The following is a 19,634-nucleotide window of genomic DNA, read 5'->3' on the forward strand; positions in this document are numbered from 1 at the left end:
CAAATGAAGAAGCTCAGTCAGGAGGAGATCACCGACAAACTGCACCAGGACCATTTTCCTCGGGGTCCAGAACTGGAGCGACTATCCGATCCAGTCATCGACACCCCTATGCTGGTCACGCTGGAGCAGTTGCGGCCCTACGAGCACAACCCACGCTTCATCCGCAATCCGCTTTATGACGATATAAAAGCCTCGATCCGTGAACGCGGGCTGGATCAACCACCGCCGATTACCCGCCGCCCGGGTGAAACCTATTTCATCATCCGCAACGGCGGTAATACGCGATTGGCGATTCTCGGCGAGCTGTGGCAGGAAACCCGCGACGAGCGCTTCTTTCGCATTCATTGCCTGTTCCGGCCCTGGAGCAATGAAGTCACCACCCTACTCGGCCATCTGGCCGAAAGCGATCTGCACGGCCAACTCACTTTCATCGAACGTGCTCTGGCAGTAGCCAAACTCAAAACCATGCTCGAATCAGATGGAGCAACGCTCTCGCAACGCGAGCTGGCGCGACGTCTTGCCGCTGGGGGCTACCCCATTTCACAGTCACACATCAGCCGGATGCTCGACACCCTCGAATACCTACTGCCCGCCATCCCACATACCCTGTATGCCGGATTGGGTAAACCCAAAATTGAACGCGTGATCGCTCTGCGTAGCCAGGCTGAACAAACCTGGAATCGTTATCCGACTGACGCCATTGCGTTCCCCGAGTTTTGGCTCGACACCCTGGGCCAATTTGATGCCGACCCCGAGTCCTTTGATCTTGAGCGAGTCCAAGATGAACTGCTCGAACGCATGAGCCGCTTACTCGGACAGTCCTACCGCATGTTGTCCCTGGAGCTGAGCGATACACAACGGGACCTCCGGACACCTGGCGTTGTCGTCACACCATCAGAGAACAGTCAACCGTCTAGCATTGATGAAACCGCAGCGGGCCCTCTCTCACCCCAAACAACCAAGACCAGAACCCAGACCGAAACAGCGCGAGAGGAGCTGCTCACGCTGCCCGAAACAAATGTCGCATCAGCAGTTAACCCTACGTCACGTGTCCAACAGATTCGCGAACAGATTGATCGCGACACTGCCTCCGAACCAGCACCAACCGTCGAAACCTGCACGAACGACGACATCTGGATCATCGCACCAACACTGGATACCCCCGAGCAGCTTCGATTTGCCATTGCTGGACTGGCCCGGGAAATGGCGGCCTATGCCGGACATCCCGAGAGCATCATCGATCAGAAGTATGGTTTGGGCTTCGCCCTCAATATGGAGCAACTGCATCTTTCAGCGCCTCGTGCAACCGGCGTTCACCTGATGCTCCTTTCCCTACTGCGTGCTCAAGACGAAGTGAACTGGGAAGATCGCAAGCAATTGCCCTCAGCACTGTTCGGGCAACTGCTATTGGGGGTCTATCAACTCCCGCTGACAGATCGTCCCGCCGTGGACGTAGGATTGGAGCGATTGCCCGACGCTCTACTGATAAAACTGTATCGCCTCATTCGTTTAGCCCGGCGCCTGATCGACTTAACGCTTACCCCTGAAGACGACTCACCAAGGGAGATGCCATGAACCTTTCCTTCAATGTGCTCAACCAAGCCATGCTGACCCAGGTCCTTCACGAGGTGCGCCTGGGCAACCTACAACGCTGCAAGGCACTCGGACTGGGTGAAGAGGACATCTACCTGCTGCAATCTTTGCCACCTACCACACTGTCACGCCTGGCCTATGCCACCGTGCCCTGGGTTGAGGTCAAGATTGATTCGCCGGTGCTACATCGGTTGATCGACCAGGCCGAACGCGACGAGCAGAACGAGCGCTTGATCAACCGAGCGCTCAAGCTTGGTGCCAGCAGTACCATCATGTATCAGTGCTTCGGCTTGGCGCATTCGGAAACGGCCCTGCGCCGACGCCTGCTCAAGATAGAAACTCGTAAGGGTCGCCCCCAGAACTTGAGTGAAGCGCAGGAACATGCGGTCTGGCAGCGCTGGTGCCAATTACGCGCTCAGGATGGTGCCGAGGATCAACTCGACGCGATGATGATGTTGGCGGAGGAGCAAAAGATCAGCCTAACCATTGTTTGGCAACAGATCGATCAGTACAGCAATGGAACATGAACACTACCTCTTTTGGTCGCTGGCAGCGCGTTCTGCTGCAATGCACCCAACAGCTGAGTGAGCGCTGGCCCGAACGCCCTACCACTGAACAACCCTCCAACCAGGCTCTACAGGTTGCCTTTCTGTTCAGTGGCCAATCACATGAAGTCGTGCCGCGTCGCCTGCTGCTGGATAATCGGTTGACGCCATTGGAGCGTAACGCCTGGCAGGTGTTTCGAATCATGTTGCAAGGCCAGGGCATGGTTACACCGCGCTATGAGGATTTGCAGCCTTACCTGTCGAGCGTGCCCTATGGGGTATCAGCCTCCCGTGAGACCATCGCTCGCGTGTTGACGATGCTCAGGCTGACCCGCTGGCTCAGCTTGGTGAGTCGTGGCCGCGATCAGCTCAGCGGGCGCCTACAAGGCTCTCTGTACGTCCTGCACGATGAACCGTTAACCCCCGCCGAAGCCATGGAGCTGGATCAAGATTACCTAGAGCTGGTAGGACACGCCCTCGGTCACGCGACCAAGGCTGTGCGTATTGTCGCGCAGCACATTGTGGAAGAAATTCGCCAAGACACGGATATCGATCAGGGTCGACTACCTACCCGACTTGAGAGCTGGGGCGAACACTGGACACCGCAAAAACTGGATCAGGTAACCGATGAAGTGCTACACGATTCCGAACTGAGTGACGATCGCAGCGTTCGGGATCGTGTGGGACCTCGTTCGGATTCCGAACCGGGTCTGAACGCTAATGTTTCCGGCGCAGTTCGGAAACCGAACGCCGCCTGTACTGTATTAAAAGAAAGTAGTTGTACTGTACCGCGCGCGACCCCTGCTGTGGATAACCTGCACTGGCCCGATCCACTGCAACTGAGCCCGAGCGAACGTCAGGCCGTCGCAGTGGCGCTGAACAAGCTTAAACCAGCGGATCGGCAGGCAGTGCTCAACGAAGCGGGCGTGCGATGTGCAGCTGGCGGTATCCGCAAGCCAGCGGCGTATCTGATGGGTCTGATCCAGCGAGCGCTGAAAGGCGATTTTCGTCCTTGGGCAAGTCAGGCTGAATCGTTACCCATTCCAGAACCGCCACCCGTCCCTTCACTCCGACCGAGAAAACAGGGCGAACCCGTCTCTGCCCTGGCCCAAGCGTGCCTGAATGAGTTGCGTCAGCTGCGCGGCAAACGCCCTGGACGTCAGTAGATTTGATGCCACTGGCATCAATGTCGAGCGTCTCAGAAATTAGCCGTCTCGAACCAAACCGAGCAGACCGCATTCAGCTTTTTGGCTGTCCTTGCCCTTCATCTGTCGCAACGTTCCCGTCCAAGCTTATGCGAGGACAATACCGTGGCTGATCATTACCAACTCAACCTGGGCTCGTTGCGCAGCAGCATCACCCTGACACTGCACACCCACCACGCCGCACGTATCTGGCAAGGTCGAACCGCACGTGAAGGCGTCCATTCGATCATGGGCATGGCCGGCTACATCAGCGTCACCAATCTGATCAAACAAGCCGCCGCTCAGGACGACCCTTATGCCGATTGGGCTATCGTGCAGCTCGAAGAAAAACTGCTGCAGGCTAAGGCTGGGATGCTGGAGCTGACCCAACAATTGGATCAGATCAGACGGGACCTGCCGACGCAGATCGACATGAGCGATAACCTCAATATCCACCCCGTAACCTTGCCCTTGTACATCGGTAGCCAACTGGGGTTTCTCGCCGTCTACCTGCTGACTGACTACGACACGCTGGTGCGCCACACCCTGTTGGCCCATCACACCGCCTTGATTGGTCGCAGAGACATGGAAGCCTGGATAGACGACGGTGCCCATCTACTACGCAGCCTGTTCGGCCAGGCGCAGCGTTATCGACTTGCAGGTGTTACGCGCGATGATATGGCCACAAATAATGCCCGCGCCCTAGCGGCCATGCAAAAGTTTGGGTTGCCCCCCATGGACATCCTTGAGGGGCATCGCCGTTCCCAGTTCGCGCCACCGATCATTCGTCGTGGCGCTGTGACGGTGGATGACGCTGATGCGTTGGTGGAGGACGCGGTAGCACCATCTGCGGCGGTGGTTGGGCTGGAGGACGAAGCATGAGTCCCATGACACCGGCTCAACCAATGCCCTTCGAAGCGTTGACACAGGATGCCTATCGGCAGCTCGAACACGCTGCCTCCCTAAAAGGCCTTTTAAAACCTTTTAAGGGTAAGGGGGAGTTGGAGCAGCTGGCGCAGATGGCGAGGGAAATCGAGGCGCAGTTATGTGACTTGATGGAGGTTGTTGTACAGCAAGCCGGACAGCCCCCTTACTCACTGCTGGATATCCGATTGGTGCTGCAGAACACCAGCGCTGGCAGCACCTTTTTGCGTTGGCGCACCCGTGATTTTGCCCGTATGGGAGTCTCGGTCTGGGAACGCCAGGTCTGCAACAAAGCCTTGCCGCAGGTCGTACGCGAGGGATTACACCGTTTCGAATGCAATCGCATCGCGCTGAACCTACAGATGAGTGTGGTGCATTCGCTCTACCGCCAGGCCACGACCTGCGCGATCAAAATGGACAGTGCCGAACGGCTGCTGCGCCAGTTCACAACCGCAGTGGAGGTATCAGGATGAGTACTTTTTTTGTCGGCGAAGGCAACATTGGCAGTGCGCCAGAGTTCCAGGAGTTTTCATCAGGCAATGACGAGCCAAGGCGTTTACTACGGCTGAATGTGTACTTCGACAACCCCGTGCCACGCGAGGGCAGCTATGAAGATCGGGGCGGCTATTGGGCGCCAGTTGAGCTCTGGCACCGCGAGGCGGAACACTGGAGCACGCTGTACCAGAAAGGCATGCGTGTGCTGGTCGAAGGCCGTACCGTACGCGATGAGTGGGAGGACAGCGAAGACAATGCGCGGGTGACCTTCAAGATCGAGGCCCGTCGAGTCGGCATCCTACCCCATCGGGTACACAGTGTGGTCATGCGGGAACGATCCAGTGAACCGGCCGCATCTGCGGCAGATGTTAAGCAAACTACAGACCATGCCAGGTCGTCTGCGTCAAAGTCCAAAAAGCGCAGAGAGCCGTCGTCTCCAGGTTGACGGGCATTAGGCATAAAAAATGCGCCTACGCGAAGTTTCTTGCCATTATTACTCGCTGCTCGTGAAGATCCGCCCTGCTGCCCCACGCCACACCTAGGCCCGATCTATCCATGGCTGCCTTCATCGACAAATATGAGGAACCTGTCATTCGGGTTTCTCATAGCTCGCCACTGCTGTTTCCAACAACGCTGCTCCGAACTCAACCCGGAGCAGTTCTATGCGTCTCTTTCTCTGCGAGAAACCCTCCCAAGGTCGTGACATCGCCAAGGTTCTCGGAGCCAGCCGACGTGGCGATGGTTGCTTGATCGGGCCCGAGACAACCGTCACCTGGTGTATCGGTCACCTGCTGGAACCGGCCCCACCTGAAGCCTATGGCGATCAGTACAAATCCTGGTCGTTGGATCATCTACCGATCGTTCCCGAACATTGGCAGGTCGAGGTCAAACCCAAGACCGCGGCACAGTTCAAGATCATCAAGCGCCTGCTCAGCGAAGCTAGCACCGTCGTCATCGCGACCGATGCCGATCGCGAAGGCGAGATGATTGCCCGCGAATTACTGGAACGCTGCAACTACCGAGGCCATGTTGAGCGCCTCTGGTTGTCCGCACTCAACGAGGCGTCGATTCACAAGGCACTGTCCTCACTGAAGTCTAGTCAGGAGACCTTCCCGCTCTATCACTCAGCCCTCGCACGCAGCCGCGCTGACTGGCTGATAGGCATGAACCTGAGTCGGTTGTTCACCCTACTCGGACGGCGGGCAGGTTACGACGGTGTATTGTCAGTTGGGCGCGTCCAGACACCCACGTTACGTCTGGTGGTCGATCGGGATCGGGCAATTGCCAGCTTCGTCTCGGTGCCCTACTGGGACGTGGACGTGCACCTGTCCTCAATGGGGCAACCATTCATCGCGTCGTGGTTACCACCCAGTTCAGGGGCTGACGCGGCCGGCCGTTGCCTGCGGCGGGCGCTAGCCAGTAGGACCGTCCAAGCGATCTCTAGCAATGAAAGCGCCACAGTACTTTTGCTGCAGACTGAGCATTTCCGCGAAGCGCCCCCCCTGCCCTTCGACCTGAGCACACTGCAGGAAGTCTGTTCACGCAAGCTGGGACTCGGCGCTCAGGAAACCCTTAACATCGCCCAAGCCCTATATGAAACGCACAAAGCCACCAGCTATCCGCGCAGCGATTGCCGCTATTTGCCAGAGAGCATGTTCAACGAGGTAGCCGCGGTATTCGATGCCCTGCTCAGAATGGATCCTGCGTTAAGCCCAGCGCTCGCAAGCGTCGATCAATCATTGCGCTCACGAGCATGGAACGATGCCAAGATCACCGCGCACCACGCCATCATACCCACCACCGAGCCGGCGAACCTTGGGCGGATGTCTGAACAAGAGCGTCAAGTCTACGAACTGATTCGTAGCCACTACCTCGCGCAATTCCTGCCGCATCACGAGTTTGATCGAACCGAGGTCGAACTGGAGTGCGGCGCCGAACGTTTGACTGCTGTTGGCAAACAGATCCTCGTCCAAGGCTGGAAAAGCTTGCTATCCGACAGAACCGAAGGCGATGAACCCGGTCAAAAATCCCAGGTATTGCCCGTCCTACAGCAGGGTACGCGGTGCGCAGTGGACAACGTCGAACTCAAATCCATGCGCACCGCTGCTCCCAAACAGCTCACCGAGGGCGATCTTATTAAGGCAATGAAAAATGTGGCCAAGCTGGTCAACGATCCGCGCCTGAAACAGAAACTTCGGGACACCACCGGTATCGGCACCGAAGCCACGCGAGCTGGCATTATCAAGGGGTTGATTGATCGCGGTTATTTGTTGAAGAAAAAACGAGCGTTGATGGCCTCCGCAGCGGCCCATACCCTGATCGAGGCAGTGCCCGCTGCAGTCGCGGATCCGGGTATGACAGCGATCTGGGAGCAGGCTCTGGATGAAATCGAAGCGGGACGTCTGACCTTGGATGCATTCGTTGCCAAGCAGGCGCACTGGATTACGCAGCTGATCGCAAACTGCGGAGCGCTCACTTTGTCGGTACCGGTCGAAGCCGGGCCGGCTTGCCCCAATTGCAATGCCTCAATGCTCAGGCGTAAGGGAAAATCAGGGCCGTTCTGGTCATGCTCCCAGTACCCGGACTGCAAAGGCACTGTGCCGATCAGCAAAGGTACGCGTCTTCAATGAGTCGCCATTGGTGTTCACATGAACCTCGGGGGGTGTTGTCAGTGCATCGTCAACGGCGCCTGACCCTTCTCCAAGTCGTCTAGCGGTCGTCCGATTTCACGGGCCAAGGCGATGCCTGTCGCGATCCATATCTGCCCCAGCTCGTTGAACGCTTTCAGGTGAGCAGGATCTTCGTTAAGCCAATGAACAAGGCTGTCGCGGTGTTCAGGGTTATCAGGGCAGTCATGGATCTTGATAAACAGCTCCAGTGTTCGAGCCCAGATCAGGTCCATGTCGTGCTCTCGCTGCTCATCCATGCTCAACCTTGCCTCCATTTGGTCCTATCAGACCGCTCAGTCTCACTGGTCACTACGGGCTCTAATTCATGGGGGAACACATGTCACGTCGCGACAACCAGATATTTCAGTCAATATAACAACCCTATAAGTCGATACTCAACCTATAAGGATGTTCATGTCAATGGGTCTTTGCTCAACCATTCGGGTTGAATTGGAGAACTCATCACTTGGCACATAAACATCCAACCCAAGCCCAAATCGGGCGCATGATCGCGAAGCACCGAACCCAGCGTAATCTGACCCAGGAAGAGGTGGCTGAACGCCTGGGGATTGGCAGTGAAGCCATCTCGCGCCTGGAGCGGGGTGTGGTGGAGCTCTCCGTGGTCAAGCTTATGCAGTTAGCAGATATTTTCGAATGCAGGATGGATGAGCTGCTCACGGAGTCGAGCAGCCGTCCCAACGACCAAGGCCAGATGATTGCGGGTATGCTGAACGGTCTGAAAGAGAGTGACCGTGCCTTTATCCTGGCCACCGTCGAGCAATTGGCTGCTCATCTCGCCAATAAATAGGCTCCTTCACTCGTAGTCGATCTCGAGGCGTTGAGGGTTGCCCTCAGCCTTGACGTCAGCCTTCCCACTCTGTTGTAGTGCCTTCGGATCATCGCCTACGGCGACCCAAGACCGATGCGCTCCGGGTAGCTCGGTCGGACTTCTAGAGTTCGGGGCCTTCTCTTCAGTGGGATTTCATTCCTGTTTGTGCTCGAGCTGATCAATGTGGCGGATGACCGCTGTTGCTTGTACCAGGCAATAGCGGTCATCCGCTTCGGCGATTGTATTCAGCCCCGGAGCCCGCCGGGGAAACACTGGGCACCCTTTGTGCGCGGATGCGTGCCAGCATGTTCCGACCCAGGCCACGACACGGGTCGGTTGGCGAATCATGGCGCAGTTAAATCAAGTTTTGCGAGGAGCTTATCGACTGCGTATGACCGTCAAAGGTGGCTTTTCTCTTCTTCGCCTGGCACCCCGCCAGGCGCACTCTTCACTTTCTTCAGTCCAGTGACTACCACTATATTCCGGCCATAAAAAATCGGGTGGCAGCGTCTTGACGCTCCCCTATGACAGGCTTATACAAAGGGCGTGGTTCGCTGTCGTTGACAGCCCAGCCCAGGTAGCCAGAACCTTCAAGGCTACGCCACGTTCGTGGTGGTTTACCCAAGTGCGATCAGCGTTCGGAAGCTCGCGCGGTTACCGCTTCAGCGGTGATGAATGCCCACTACCCTATGCTTGCGGATCACCACCGCAGATGCTCCTCTGCTGCACCGCTATTTCCCCAGACGCATCGTTCTGATCGTCATCGGCTTGCCGGTGCCGAGTCGCTCATCGCTCGCCTTCACCTTACCCACTCTGACGGGGGCTCACTTCCCCGTCAGGGGCTGTGCGTCGCCATTTTCCCTTGAAACAGGAGAACCACCATGGCCCACGCCAACCACTCCCAAGAAGCGACCACTTACTTCAACCTGCACACCGTCGGTATCGGCTACCTCAACCGTGTTCGTGAAGTACAAGTCCGCCGCGGTCAGCCGTTCATGGCCTGCGATATAGCAGCCCTGCACGGTGCCACCGATGCGGTGGAGTACACCCGCTTCGACTGCAAAGTCGCTGGGGGCGAAGCTGAACGCTTGATTCGTCTCTATATGGACGCCGTCAACGCCGAGAAAAAGGTCTTGCTGTCGTTCCGTATCGGCGACCTGTGGATCGATCCATTTCTCTACGAGAAAGGCGAGAAACAAGGCCAACCGGGCGCCAGCCTGAAAGGTCGTTTGCTGTTCATCGACTGGATCAAGGTCAACGGCACGTTCGAATACAAAGCGCCCGCCAGGCAGCAAGTAACAGCACCTGCTGAGCAAGCGCCAACCAGTGAGCCATCCCCATCATCGGCTGATACCGAAACTGAGGAGTCCGCAAACCCAACAGAGGCTCGGGTCGAACCTGAATCTCCACCCACTCCCCGCACGGCCCGCCGTGATGCCACCCGTACCGTTCAGTCCGCCTGAACAGTCCACGATGTTCCTCATCAAGGCGCTCCGTCGAGCGCCTTTTCTTCAATCCGCACAGGAGAACCAACATGGAATCCTTCTGGCTTTGCGACGACTGCCTGTTCGCTACGGCTTACGAGGACTACAGCACGTTGTCGCTCTACTACACGACGAATGAAATCGAGAAACGCATCGCTGACATCCCTCGTGGACTGGTTCGCTTAATGCCCATCAGTGCCGACTTCGATCCCGAAACTGGCTGGGGAATAAAAGCCTTTTCCCCATTGCCCTGCGACGGTTGTGGTTCACACCTACACGGTCAACGCCACCGATTCACGCGGCTGTAAACAGCGCGCCACCTGCTAACGCCCGCGACTCCACACCCACCTCGGGGACACCACTCCCCTCGGGCGTGTACCCCTGATTTTTCCCTTCGGAGGTACCCCCATGAACACCCCACTCACCCTGATTGAGACCTCGGATTTCGAGGCTGATTGTATCGTCCAAGAAAACCAGGTGATCGACGAAGCACTGCATATTCTGGATCGTCGGCTGTTCAACCGCGGCCCTAACCTGACGTCGCCTGACGCCGTGGCCTCATACCTAAAACTGCATCTTGTGCAACAAGAGCATGAAGTCTTCGGTGTGATATTTCTCGATGCCAAGCACCGGGTGTTGGCGTTCGAAGTCCTCTTTCACGGCAGCATTGATGGCGCCAGCGTTTACCCCCGCCAGGTCGTCAAGCGTTCCCTAGCGCATAACGCCGCGGCCGCCATTTTTGTTCATAACCACCCCTCAGGTTGTACAGAACCCAGCCAGGCGGATCACGTCTTGACTGCACGGTTGAAAGAGACCTTGGCCTTGATCGAAGTGCGCGTACTGGATCACTTCATCGTGGGTGAAGGTCGTCCTCTCTCTCTTGCCGAACATGGCTGGCTTTAACCCTCACAGGCGTCTTCGGGCGCCTTGTTCATTTTCATTCTGGAGAACCTTCATGAACCCCACACACCAAGCTGCAGCCCTGCTGACGGCCTCCAACCCATTTGCTCGCGGTTACGACAACCTTCATATCGAACGGCTGCTACTGATCACCTACGAAGACGACTGCCCTCCCTGCTTTCGACCCGTGCACGACACACAGGCCCATCTGCCCGACGACGAGCTGCAACTGTTCCCCTGCCTGTTCAATGACGATTTCGCCATTATCAGCGAAGGCCATTCCATTTCGGATGATTTGGACGAACGCTGTCAGTCCAGTGGGCTAGTGCGCCAAGTGATCTACGCTGTAATGGGCGAAATGCTCAACGAGCGGCATCACCTCGGTGATCTGTACTCCCTGGAAGAGGCCCAAGCCATGGTCCATCGCTTGAGCTTCGAAACGGGACACTACAGTCGAGCCTGGGAAATCAGTACCGCGCACCTTCCCGAAGCAGCGATGCTTTATCTGGAGGAGTGGGTCAGTAACTTCGCTCTGCGGCAAACCGGCCTCTTGTTCGAGCTTTTTACGCTGCCAGATTGCTGCGGTATCGGTTGCAAACTGATCGGCACGCCATGGACGGACGAGAACTTGCTGAACATTGAGGGCAATCGTTATTCGAGCTTGAGACAAGAACAACTCGACGCAGGCACACCGGAAGCCTTGGTCAACGTACTGTATTTGGCGGCATTGGCGGATGTGCGATTGTTGATCTTCGACCCCGACGCTGCCGTCTTGGATGGGCTCGCCATTTTCGATGAATAGCAACGTGTTCAGCGTTAACACGACCCACCTTGAATCAACTTTCTCACTGAATCGCTCCTTCACCTCATGTCAGGTTCTGCACTGAATCTGACATGAGGTTTTTTCCATGGAGCGTTTTTTCACGCCTGTCTGCCTGCTGGGTTTGTTGAGCGCCTGCACCGCGCAAATCCCCAACCCTTTGCCGACCGATCCAGAGATTGACAGTGGCTCCAATCGGGCCCAGCACTCGAAGGGCATAGCCGAAGAAAGCCATCCGGCAGAGCTTCGTTATGGCCGCTACACGCTGGTCAGCACCGAGCCCACCACGGAACAACGCGATCTTCTTGCCCAAATCATTGACGTGAGCATCCCGTCCAGCCTGAACCCTTCGGTGCAGGATGCATTGCAGTACGTATTGCAGCGCTCGGGCTATGCGCTCTGCCCCGTTACCGCGTCGGTGAGGGTGCTGTTTACTCGGCCCCTCCCCGCTGCCCATTACCGGCTTGGTCCAATCCCTTTACGCCGCGCGCTGCAAGTGCTCGCTGGCCCCGCCTGGCAACTCACGACCGACGAAGTCAGCCGTTCAGTCTGCTTCGAACAGCAGAAAACGGAGACCGGCGTCGCGCTGATCACACCCGTCTCGCCCTATCTGTTGGAGGCACGCCCATGAGAGCCTCGACGTTTCAAACCCTCATCATTGGGCTGCTTTGCTTGGCGATCGCCGGCCTGAGCGGTGGTTTGTATAACCAGTATCAACGCGTGGCCGAACTGCAGAGCACGAACACGCAATACCGACAAACCCTGGACTCCCTACAACATGATTCAAGCGCCCTCAAGGACGCCCAGGAGAAGCTGCATTACGCGCTGAAAGACCTGAAGCAGATGGTCGATACCGGTGAGCAACAGGCCAATACCCTCGATCCGATGCTGGATCAGTGGGCACAAGAACTACAGGAGCTGCGCGATGGTCTGGCAGCCCGCGCCACCGAGGCAGACCTAACAGCGCTGCGCGCACGCCTTGAACAGGTCGAGCAGCAGCTCCTGGACCTCAGGACAAAGCCATTCCCTCCACCGCCGACGCCTTCTGCGACCAAACCGAAAAAGACCGCTCGCCCCAAGCCCGTCCCGCTCTCGCCACCGTTCTCGGTGTTGGGGGTCGAATCCCGTGGTGGTCAGCGTTTTTTGGCAGTCGCACCTCATGACAGTCGCTCGCTCACGGATGTCCGGCTGCTGCATAGCGGCGAGCAGCTCGGAGCCTGGCACCTGAAAGTGCTGGAGTCAAACTCAGCCATCTTCGCGGTGGCCACTCAGCCAGACCAGACCGTGCACCTCCCTTGAGAAGCGAACATGAACAGAGCGCTACTGCCCACCGTCGTCTGTCTCGCTTCGCTATTGGCCATGGGCGCTGCGATGGGCAACCCCGTCACGACACAGTCACGGACCCAGGACACGCAGTCTGCTCCGCTGGGGCGCTCTGACTCTGAACAGGCGGCGAGCTGGGGTCTGACGGAGCAGGAGTGGACGCGCTTCGAACAGATCCAAGCCGGCCCACGCGGTTTCTGGAGCCCGCACCTCGATCCGTTGACCGCACTCGGGGTCGAGGCCCAGACCGACCAAGAGCGCCAGCGCTATGCCGAATTGCAGGTAGCGCTGGAAGCCAAACGCGCTGAGCGCGAGTTGGCCTACCAAAACGCTTACACCGCGGCCTGGGCCAAGCTGTTTCCCGGGCTGCTGCCGATCCAGGGCATGGCATCCCCGTCCCCTGCCAGCTCAGCGGTCATGCCGCGTCAAGCCTTGTTTGTGGAGGACCACTGCCCAGCGTGCACCGCCGAAGCGCAGCGTCTGCAAAACAGTGACACGGCCTTCGACATCTACCTTGTGGGCAGCCAAGGCGAGGATGAACGCGTCCGTAGCTGGGCTCGGCAAGCAGTCGTTGATCCGACCAAGGTTCAACGCCGCCAGATCACCCTGAACCATGACCGTGGTCGCTGGTTCAGCCTGGGAGCCCCGGGGCCATTGCCTGCCACATTTCAAGAGGTGAATGGACAATGGCAACGCATCGACTGAGTGGTATTGCGCTCATGCTGACAATGCTCGCCGTCCAGGCTGACGAACTTCCGCCTCCGGCCTACCAATTGGCGGCGCATGACGCCGATATTCCTTCTACGGTGCTATTCGCTATCGCCCTGCAGGAGAGTGGTATCCACGTCCGTGGTCGACTGCTGCCCTGGCCCTGGACACTGAACATCGCTGGAACACCTTACCGCTTCGCCACTCGCCAGGCCGCCTGTCACGCTTTGCTTCAGGCCCTCGCCCGACATGACGCCAAGCGGGTCGATGCCGGACTCGGCCAAATCAACCTGGGTTACCACGGACAACGTTATTCCACCCCCTGCGAAGCCCTTGATCCCTACCGAAATCTCGCCGTGACCGCCGCGCTGCTGCAGGAGCATCACGCCGTCACCGGTGACTGGGTGTCAGCTGCCGGACGCTATCACCGCCCGGCAGGAGGAACGTCGGCGGCGCGTTACCGCGCCGGATTTACCCGGCAACTCGAACGACTGCAGGTTTCCTTTAAACAGGGCACACCACCATGAAGCGAATTCACAGTGCGTATTACTTCGCCGTGCTCTTGGCTGCGCTCGCCCATCCGGGACTGTCGTTTGCAGAAGCTCAGCCTGGCGGTTTCACCCGTCCCCAGTTTGACGCTTCCAGGCCGCCAATAAACAACAAGACCCTGCCTGCTCGGGCCATACATGCAGACCTACCTGCATTTGCCGATGAAACCTGGATACTGCCCGTGCGCAGCTCTCACTTGAGCCCAGGCCAAATCACAACTCGCGCCCTGGACATGCCGGGCTTGCAGCCATTTTTCCTTGTCGGGCAGGATCCCCAATCGTTGGCTTGGCTGCATCAGCGTGCGACTGAACTGCAAGAAATGGGGGCGGCCGGCCTCGCCGTCGAAGTGACCGATACTGAAGCCCTGGCCCGAATTCGAGCGGCCGCGCCGGGCATCACCATCCTGCCGGTCAACGGCAACGACATCGCCTCTCGCCTGAAAATTGAGCACTTCCCTGTCTTAATCACAGCCACCTCACTGGAACAGTGAGTCTGGGTCATGGCCGAGCATGCGATGGAGTCCAAACTCCGGCCCGCAGTCGAGCTGTATACCGTGGCGATCTGCGTCACCGCGGCGGTGTTATGCGTGTATTCGCCCTGGGCCGTGGCCCTATCACCCGAGATCGGTCTGATTGCGGCTCTGGCATATGCCCTGTTCGGTTTGATCCGCCTCCGACAAGCCTGGGAGGTGTTGCGCTATCGGCGCAATATCCGCCGGCTGTCTCGCTACGAGCTGACCAGCCGGCAGATTCCGGTGAGCCGCAAACGTCTGTTCATGGGCCGCGGCTTTCGCTGGACCCGCCTGCACACCCAGCGCTTGGTCGAGGCCCAGGATCCGGCCGTCGCTCACTACGTCGACCAACCGACCCGTTACCGCCTGGCACGTGGACTCGAACGTCGCCTGGAGCATGCACCGTTTCCGCTCTCGACACTGACCCGTGTCACGGCCTGGGACAGCGCCTTTAATCCGTTGCGCCCTTTACCCCCAGTCGGTGGCTCACCGCTGTTGCATGGGGTTGAGCCCGACGAAACGGAAGTCAGTCTGCCGCTGGGTGAACGAGTCGGACACACCCTGGTGCTGGGCACGACTCGTGTTGGCAAGACGCGGCTCGCCGAAGTGTACATCACCCAAGACATCCATCGCGTTGAACACGAGGTGGTGATCGTCTTCGATCCGAAGGGCGATGCCGACTTGCTCAAACGGATGTACGTCGAAGCCAAACGCGCTGGTCGGGAAAAGGAGTTTTATGTGTTCCATCTGGGCTGGCCGGAGATCTCCGCCCGCTACAACGCCGTCGGACGTTTCGGGCGCATCTCGGAAGTGGCGTCGCGCATCGCTGGGCAGCTCAGTGGTGAAGGTAACTCGGCGGCGTTTCGCGAGTTCGCCTGGCGTTTCGTCAACATCATCGCCCGCGCCCTGATCGAGTTGGGCCGACGTCCGGACTACCTGCAAATCCAGCGACATGTGGTCAACATCGACGCACTGTTCATCGAGTACGCCCAGCAGTTTTTCGCCAAGACCGACCCGAAAGCGTGGGAGGTGATCGTTCAGCTTGAAGGCAAGCTCACTGAGAAAAACATCCCCCGGCATATGATCGGGCGCGAAAAACGTGTGGTGGCCATCGAGCAGTACCTGGCGCTGAAGCGGGTATTTGATCCGGTCATGGACGGACTGCGTTCGGCGGTCCGATATGACCGTACTTACTTCGACAAAATCGTGGCTTCGCTACTGCCGCTGCTGGAGAAACTCACCACCGGCAAGACCGCCCAGTTACTGGCTCCCAACTACACCGATTTAGATGACCCGCGGCCAATCTTCGACTGGATGCAGATCATCCGTAAGCGTGGCATCGTCTACGTCGGTCTGGATGCACTGACCGACGCCGAAGTGGCCGCTGCCGTGGGCAACTCAATGTTCGCCGACTTGGTCTCAGTCGCGGGTCATATCTACAAGCACGGCATCGACCATGGCCTGCCCCCATCGGACAGTAGCGCCGATAAGCTACCGATTAATCTACACGCCGATGAGTTCAACGAATTGATGGGCGATGAATTCATTCCTCTGATCAACAAGGGCGGTGGCGCCGGCATCCAGGTGACGGCCTACACCCAGACACTCAGTGATATCGAAGCGCGAATCGGCAACCACGCCAAGGCCGGCCAGGTCATTGGTAACTTCAACACTTTGCAGATGCTCCGCGTACGCGAGACCGCCACTGCTGAACTACTCACCCAGCAGTTACCCAAGGTCAACGTGCTAACCAGAACCCTGGTGTCGGGTGAGACTGACACCTCCGATCCTGAAGCCAACACCGACTTCACCTCGTCCTCACAGGACCGTGTCAGCAGCACCAGTGTGCCGCTGATCGAGCCTGCTCACATCGTCAGTTTGCCCAAGGGGCAAATGTTCTCCTTCCAGGCCGGTGGGCAGCTCTGGAAAGTCCGCATGCCTTTACCCAAACCCTCCAACGACGACGCCATGCCCAAGGACCTACAGGAACTCACTCAACGGATGCGGGCGGCCTACAACGCGCAGGCGGGGCAGTGGTGGAGCGCAAGCGGTGGCGGCCCAACAATTAACTTTGATCTGGATCAGGTGGGGTAGCCTTACCCCACCACAGGTTTCGATTCAGCAGAAACCGATCCAGGAGACGAATTGCCCACATCAACTCTGCAGCGCGCAATGGGGTGAACCATGGCGACTTCCACCCAGAACACGCCGCCACAACCGATTCAGCGTCCGGGATTGATCATCTCGGCGATCAGCCTAGTCCTGCGCATCATCGGTTTGCTGATTGCCTCGTTGCTGTTCTCGATTCTCATCGAGTTCGCCGGGCTGCTACTGTTCTGGGGTGATCAGGGCTGGCGGCATAGTCAGGCGATGCTAACCAGTGAATTGGGCTGGCTCAGCGAGCACTTCAAATCTTCACTTCTCATCCAACAGCCTGGGCCAACGATTGTCCAGTGGCTGGAATTCCTCAATCAGTGGCTGCTGGTCAAGACTGGATTTGCGGATTTTGCCCAGCAGGCGCGCGTGTCTAGCCAGAGTAATGGCTTCTCGGGTTGGACCAATCAGCTCTACGTACGCGTTGAAGATTTCGTGCTGGCGGCGGTGTATGTGACCTTTACCTTCGTGGTGCGCCTGGCCATTCTGGTCCTGTCCACACCACTATTTTTGTTGGCCACGTTTACTGGTTTTGTCGATGGGTTGATGCGACGCGACCTGCGCAGGTTCGGGGCAGGTCGCGAAAGCAGCTTTGTCTATCACCGAGCTAAACGAGCAGTGATACCACTGCTGATTGTGCCCTGGATCATTTATTTGTCTCTCCCCTTTTCGCTCAATCCAATCGCTATTTTTTTACCGTGCGCCGCAATGCTTGGGATAACAACGGCGATCACCGCCGCAACATTCAAGAAATATCTTTAAATTTTGACGCCCCTTTCTTCAAAGTATTAGCTATGACTGGAGTTCGTACTCGCTCTTTTGCAGGCCGTGACGATTGCACTCATAAAGTCCTGGTACTTAGGCTGGATCCAGTCACCACGCTTCTGATGTTCAGAGAAGGGTTTCGAAAACATGAAATCAACCATGTCTTTGATTTGATTCTCCGTATCAGCTGTCCCGAATTCCACTCCCGCACTCTCGACATATGAATGTCGATGCCGCAGGACATCAGATAGAGTATCGTCCAGCGTTTGCCCTACCAAAACATAACCGGCCTTTTGCTTATATTGCCGGGAACCGTCACATACTTGTAACATATCGATATCCCCTAGACCTAATAAAGCTCCCTTCTTATTGAAGTTATTAAGATCCGCTAAAGCATCCGCCATTGGACCACTCCCAATCGGAAGGGCATCAGGGTTATGCTGAGACTGCTGAATTATCGCGCGCTCAACTCGACTAGCGAGCACAAACTTAACATACCAGGGATCAAAATATTTCAATGGCAAGTCATCAGGTATTTCCCGATGCGCAATACCTAGAGGAATTAGCACACCAAAAGGAGCCTCAAGATCTTTTCGCCAACTCTGTTCTTCAATCCTTCTAAAATATTGCGTGAGGTATACATCGTCAGCATGTACCGCCTCCAGAACGCTCACCAAATGCTCGATCGACTTAAAGCCGATCCAAGTTATACGCAGACCTGTATCAGCGAAAAACAACCGAAGCTCTTCGAGGGCACTTAATGCTTCAGCAGAGTTGATATTTCCACGACGCCCCATATGCTCATATAAGGCTGCAGGGGTCACAGCCAAGTAGGTTTGTCGGTCGCTCCAGCCTGTTACAAATCTGGTGAACGCAGTATATGATAACGCCTGCAAATTACGATTCGGCTTAGTTGCTCTATGTTTAAAAGACTGAATTATGCTGTTATCAAGAACCAAATGCATTGGTCCTTCTAGCTCGTAACTGACAGCGTATTTCCTTGCAAACTTCTCAGTTGATATAAAAAACTGAAGAATTTCGTCGTCAGTACGGCCATGCAGACACTCTGCGACCTCAACTATCAATTTTTCTTTAACCCCTTCCACCGCTACCATCCTTAACGATAACTGAATAAAACCGATCGTAGCCAGCTCGATTAACTTGCTGACGTTCACTCTTCCCTCGGAGATCTTAATTCCAGACCAACGTCGGGACCACCACAATGTCCGTTTTTCCTATTCGTGTTCTCATGCTCACTGTGATCGCATTTCACAGCGACTGCTTTGCTGCGAGCGAGCATGAGCAGCAACTCAGTCTACTGATCCGACAGCTCGATACTCTCGACACGTTGGTACTACGAACCTCACGTGACGAAGCACCAGAATCAAATACACGTTACCGCTTTGACTATGCCCGCCTAACTAAAGACATCCAGCGCATCCGTCAGGGTGTGCTGGACTATCTATCCCCTTCCCGTGCTCAACCCCGCGACTCCAGTGAATTGGTCGGCGATTACCGCCTTGACGCTCAGTCTGCGGAGACGCCGCCATGAGTATGACTGGCGCTCAAATCGCAGCCTTCCAAAACTCCGCCGGCTTTTCGGCGCAGAGCAGTTCGATGCTTTGGATCTCCATGGTTTTGGTCCTGGCTTTGCTTTGGTGTGCCTGGGTGATGTGGACGGCTTACCGCGGCTGGGCGACAGGAAGCGTGCGCTTTGGTGCCTTTGGCGGTAGCGCTGCGCGTGTACTGCTCACCTTGCTGATTTTGATGTTCTTCACCCTGTCCTAACACCGGAGATCGCCATCATGCTCAAGTGCCTTGTCCCTCTCAAAAACAACCTGCGTGATCGCGCAAGCCAACGCTTGGTCGGTCTGCTGCTTGTGCTTGGTCCAGGCCTAGCTTTTGCCGAGCTACCGACCATGGAAGCTCCTTCACGTGGTGAGGGGTCCGGATTGATAGAGACGATCAAAAACTACGCCTACGACGGCGGCATTCTGCTCGGTCTACTGATTGCTCTGCTCGCGTTTCTCGGCGTGGCCTGGCATTCCCTGACCGTATTCGCCGATGTCCAAAACCAGCGCAAGACCTGGAAAGACCTCGGCGCGGTAGTTGGTATCGGCGCCCTGTTGGTGGTGATCATCATCTGGTTTTTGACCAAGGCTGCCGCGATTCTGTGAGGTC

24 protein-coding genes are annotated in these 19,634 nt (G+C 57.0%); 22 read left to right on the forward strand and 2 right to left on the reverse strand.

The genetic code is table 11. The annotated features are described in order from the left end of the window. Positions 1–3 precede the first annotated feature (3 nt). From AC19YT_RS20600 to AC19YT_RS20630, 7 genes are all read left to right on the forward strand, one after another. Complete coding sequence (locus AC19YT_RS20600) at positions 4–1,575, forward strand: ParB family protein (RefSeq protein ID WP_096143077.1); 1,572 nt, start codon at positions 4–6, stop codon at positions 1,573–1,575. After that, positions 1,572–2,120, forward strand: coding sequence for a DUF2857 domain-containing protein (locus AC19YT_RS20605; protein WP_096143076.1), 549 nt, complete (start codon positions 1,572–1,574; stop codon positions 2,118–2,120). Before AC19YT_RS20600 ends, AC19YT_RS20605 begins: the two co-directional genes overlap by 4 nt. Continuing rightward, the gene (locus AC19YT_RS20610; protein ID WP_096143075.1) at positions 2,117–3,304 is read left to right on the forward strand and encodes an STY4528 family pathogenicity island replication protein; all 1,188 of its coding nucleotides are present in this window, start codon (positions 2,117–2,119) and stop codon (positions 3,302–3,304) included. Before AC19YT_RS20605 ends, AC19YT_RS20610 begins: the two co-directional genes overlap by 4 nt. 144 nt (positions 3,305–3,448) lie before the next feature. Beyond that, positions 3,449–4,204, forward strand: coding sequence for a PFL_4669 family integrating conjugative element protein (locus AC19YT_RS20615; RefSeq protein ID WP_096143074.1), 756 nt, complete (start codon positions 3,449–3,451; stop codon positions 4,202–4,204). Further along, the gene (locus AC19YT_RS20620) at positions 4,201–4,719 is read left to right on the forward strand and encodes a DUF3158 family protein (RefSeq protein ID WP_096143073.1); all 519 of its coding nucleotides are present in this window, start codon (positions 4,201–4,203) and stop codon (positions 4,717–4,719) included. The genes AC19YT_RS20615 and AC19YT_RS20620 overlap by 4 nt, the downstream gene beginning before the upstream one ends. After that, on the forward strand, positions 4,716–5,186 hold the full coding sequence (locus AC19YT_RS20625) for a single-stranded DNA-binding protein (protein WP_096143072.1): 471 nt from the start codon (positions 4,716–4,718) through the stop codon (positions 5,184–5,186). Before AC19YT_RS20620 ends, AC19YT_RS20625 begins: the two co-directional genes overlap by 4 nt. 217 nt (positions 5,187–5,403) lie before the next feature. After that, positions 5,404–7,371, forward strand: a complete 1,968-nt coding sequence (locus tag AC19YT_RS20630) for a DNA topoisomerase III (RefSeq protein WP_096143071.1) — start codon at positions 5,404–5,406, stop codon at positions 7,369–7,371. A 38-nt stretch (positions 7,372–7,409) separates the two neighbouring features. On the opposite strand, the gene AC19YT_RS20635 is transcribed toward AC19YT_RS20630, so the two are convergent. Beyond that, a complete protein-coding gene (locus AC19YT_RS20635; protein ID WP_229752094.1) occupies positions 7,410–7,643 on the reverse strand; it encodes a hypothetical protein in 234 nt (77 codons plus the stop codon). Between the two features lie 233 nt (positions 7,644–7,876). Here AC19YT_RS20635 and AC19YT_RS20640 point away from each other — a divergent pair, with 233 nt between their 5' ends. The 12 genes from AC19YT_RS20640 (at position 7,877) to AC19YT_RS20695 (ending at position 17,450) form a co-directional block, all read left to right on the forward strand. Continuing rightward, complete coding sequence (locus AC19YT_RS20640; RefSeq protein ID WP_106120315.1) at positions 7,877–8,218, forward strand: helix-turn-helix domain-containing protein; 342 nt, start codon at positions 7,877–7,879, stop codon at positions 8,216–8,218. Positions 8,219–9,120: 902 nt separating this feature from the next. Beyond that, positions 9,121–9,702, forward strand: coding sequence for an STY4534 family ICE replication protein (locus AC19YT_RS20645; RefSeq protein ID WP_058426000.1), 582 nt, complete (start codon positions 9,121–9,123; stop codon positions 9,700–9,702). Positions 9,703–9,773: 71 nt separating this feature from the next. Beyond that, positions 9,774–10,031 (forward strand): hypothetical protein, encoded by a 258-nt coding sequence (locus AC19YT_RS20650; protein WP_058426001.1) that lies wholly within the window; start codon positions 9,774–9,776, stop codon positions 10,029–10,031. A 100-nt stretch (positions 10,032–10,131) separates the two neighbouring features. Continuing rightward, positions 10,132–10,626 (forward strand): RadC family protein, encoded by a 495-nt coding sequence (gene radC / locus AC19YT_RS20655; protein ID WP_058426002.1) that lies wholly within the window; start codon positions 10,132–10,134, stop codon positions 10,624–10,626. Between the two features lie 52 nt (positions 10,627–10,678). Then, positions 10,679–11,425 carry a DUF5983 family protein gene (locus AC19YT_RS20660; RefSeq protein ID WP_058426003.1) on the forward strand — a complete coding sequence of 249 codons (747 nt, stop codon included), beginning with the start codon at positions 10,679–10,681 and terminating at the stop codon, positions 11,423–11,425. A 106-nt stretch (positions 11,426–11,531) separates the two neighbouring features. After that, complete coding sequence (gene pilL2 / locus AC19YT_RS20665; RefSeq protein ID WP_058426004.1) at positions 11,532–12,074, forward strand: PFGI-1 class ICE element type IV pilus protein PilL2; 543 nt, start codon at positions 11,532–11,534, stop codon at positions 12,072–12,074. Beyond that, a complete protein-coding gene (locus AC19YT_RS20670) occupies positions 12,071–12,742 on the forward strand; it encodes a chemotaxis protein (RefSeq protein WP_078466824.1) in 672 nt (223 codons plus the stop codon). Before pilL2 ends, AC19YT_RS20670 begins: the two co-directional genes overlap by 4 nt. Before the next feature lie 9 nt (positions 12,743–12,751). Further along, positions 12,752–13,471 carry a TIGR03759 family integrating conjugative element protein gene (locus AC19YT_RS20675; protein ID WP_058426006.1) on the forward strand — a complete coding sequence of 240 codons (720 nt, stop codon included), beginning with the start codon at positions 12,752–12,754 and terminating at the stop codon, positions 13,469–13,471. After that, a complete protein-coding gene (locus AC19YT_RS20680) occupies positions 13,453–14,001 on the forward strand; it encodes a lysozyme family protein (RefSeq protein ID WP_070411926.1) in 549 nt (182 codons plus the stop codon). Before AC19YT_RS20675 ends, AC19YT_RS20680 begins: the two co-directional genes overlap by 19 nt. After that, the gene (locus AC19YT_RS20685) at positions 13,998–14,513 is read left to right on the forward strand and encodes an integrating conjugative element protein (RefSeq protein ID WP_096143067.1); all 516 of its coding nucleotides are present in this window, start codon (positions 13,998–14,000) and stop codon (positions 14,511–14,513) included. The genes AC19YT_RS20680 and AC19YT_RS20685 overlap by 4 nt, the downstream gene beginning before the upstream one ends. A gap of 9 nt (positions 14,514–14,522) precedes the next feature. After that, complete coding sequence (gene traD / locus AC19YT_RS20690; protein ID WP_058426009.1) at positions 14,523–16,628, forward strand: type IV conjugative transfer system coupling protein TraD; 2,106 nt, start codon at positions 14,523–14,525, stop codon at positions 16,626–16,628. A gap of 90 nt (positions 16,629–16,718) precedes the next feature. Continuing rightward, positions 16,719–17,450, forward strand: a complete 732-nt coding sequence (locus AC19YT_RS20695) for a TIGR03747 family integrating conjugative element membrane protein (RefSeq protein ID WP_096143066.1) — start codon at positions 16,719–16,721, stop codon at positions 17,448–17,450. Positions 17,451–17,476: 26 nt separating this feature from the next. On the opposite strand, the gene AC19YT_RS20700 is transcribed toward AC19YT_RS20695, so the two are convergent. Continuing rightward, entirely contained in the window at positions 17,477–18,628 is a 1,152-nt protein-coding gene (locus tag AC19YT_RS20700) for a hypothetical protein (RefSeq protein ID WP_143129370.1), read from the reverse strand. A 47-nt stretch (positions 18,629–18,675) separates the two neighbouring features. On the opposite strand from AC19YT_RS20700, the gene AC19YT_RS20705 reads away from it, so the two are divergent. The 3 genes from AC19YT_RS20705 to AC19YT_RS20715 are packed head-to-tail and all read left to right on the forward strand — an operon-like array spanning position 18,676 to position 19,630. Then, complete coding sequence (locus AC19YT_RS20705) at positions 18,676–19,005, forward strand: integrative conjugative element protein, RAQPRD family (protein ID WP_096143064.1); 330 nt, start codon at positions 18,676–18,678, stop codon at positions 19,003–19,005. Next, positions 19,002–19,241, forward strand: coding sequence for a TIGR03758 family integrating conjugative element protein (locus tag AC19YT_RS20710; protein WP_058426012.1), 240 nt, complete (start codon positions 19,002–19,004; stop codon positions 19,239–19,241). The genes AC19YT_RS20705 and AC19YT_RS20710 overlap by 4 nt, the downstream gene beginning before the upstream one ends. A 17-nt stretch (positions 19,242–19,258) precedes the next feature. Continuing rightward, positions 19,259–19,630 (forward strand): TIGR03745 family integrating conjugative element membrane protein, encoded by a 372-nt coding sequence (locus AC19YT_RS20715; protein ID WP_096143063.1) that lies wholly within the window; start codon positions 19,259–19,261, stop codon positions 19,628–19,630. Positions 19,631–19,634: the final 4 nt, after the last annotated feature.

This window comes from Pseudomonas sp. MF08875, from assembly GCF_059862525.1.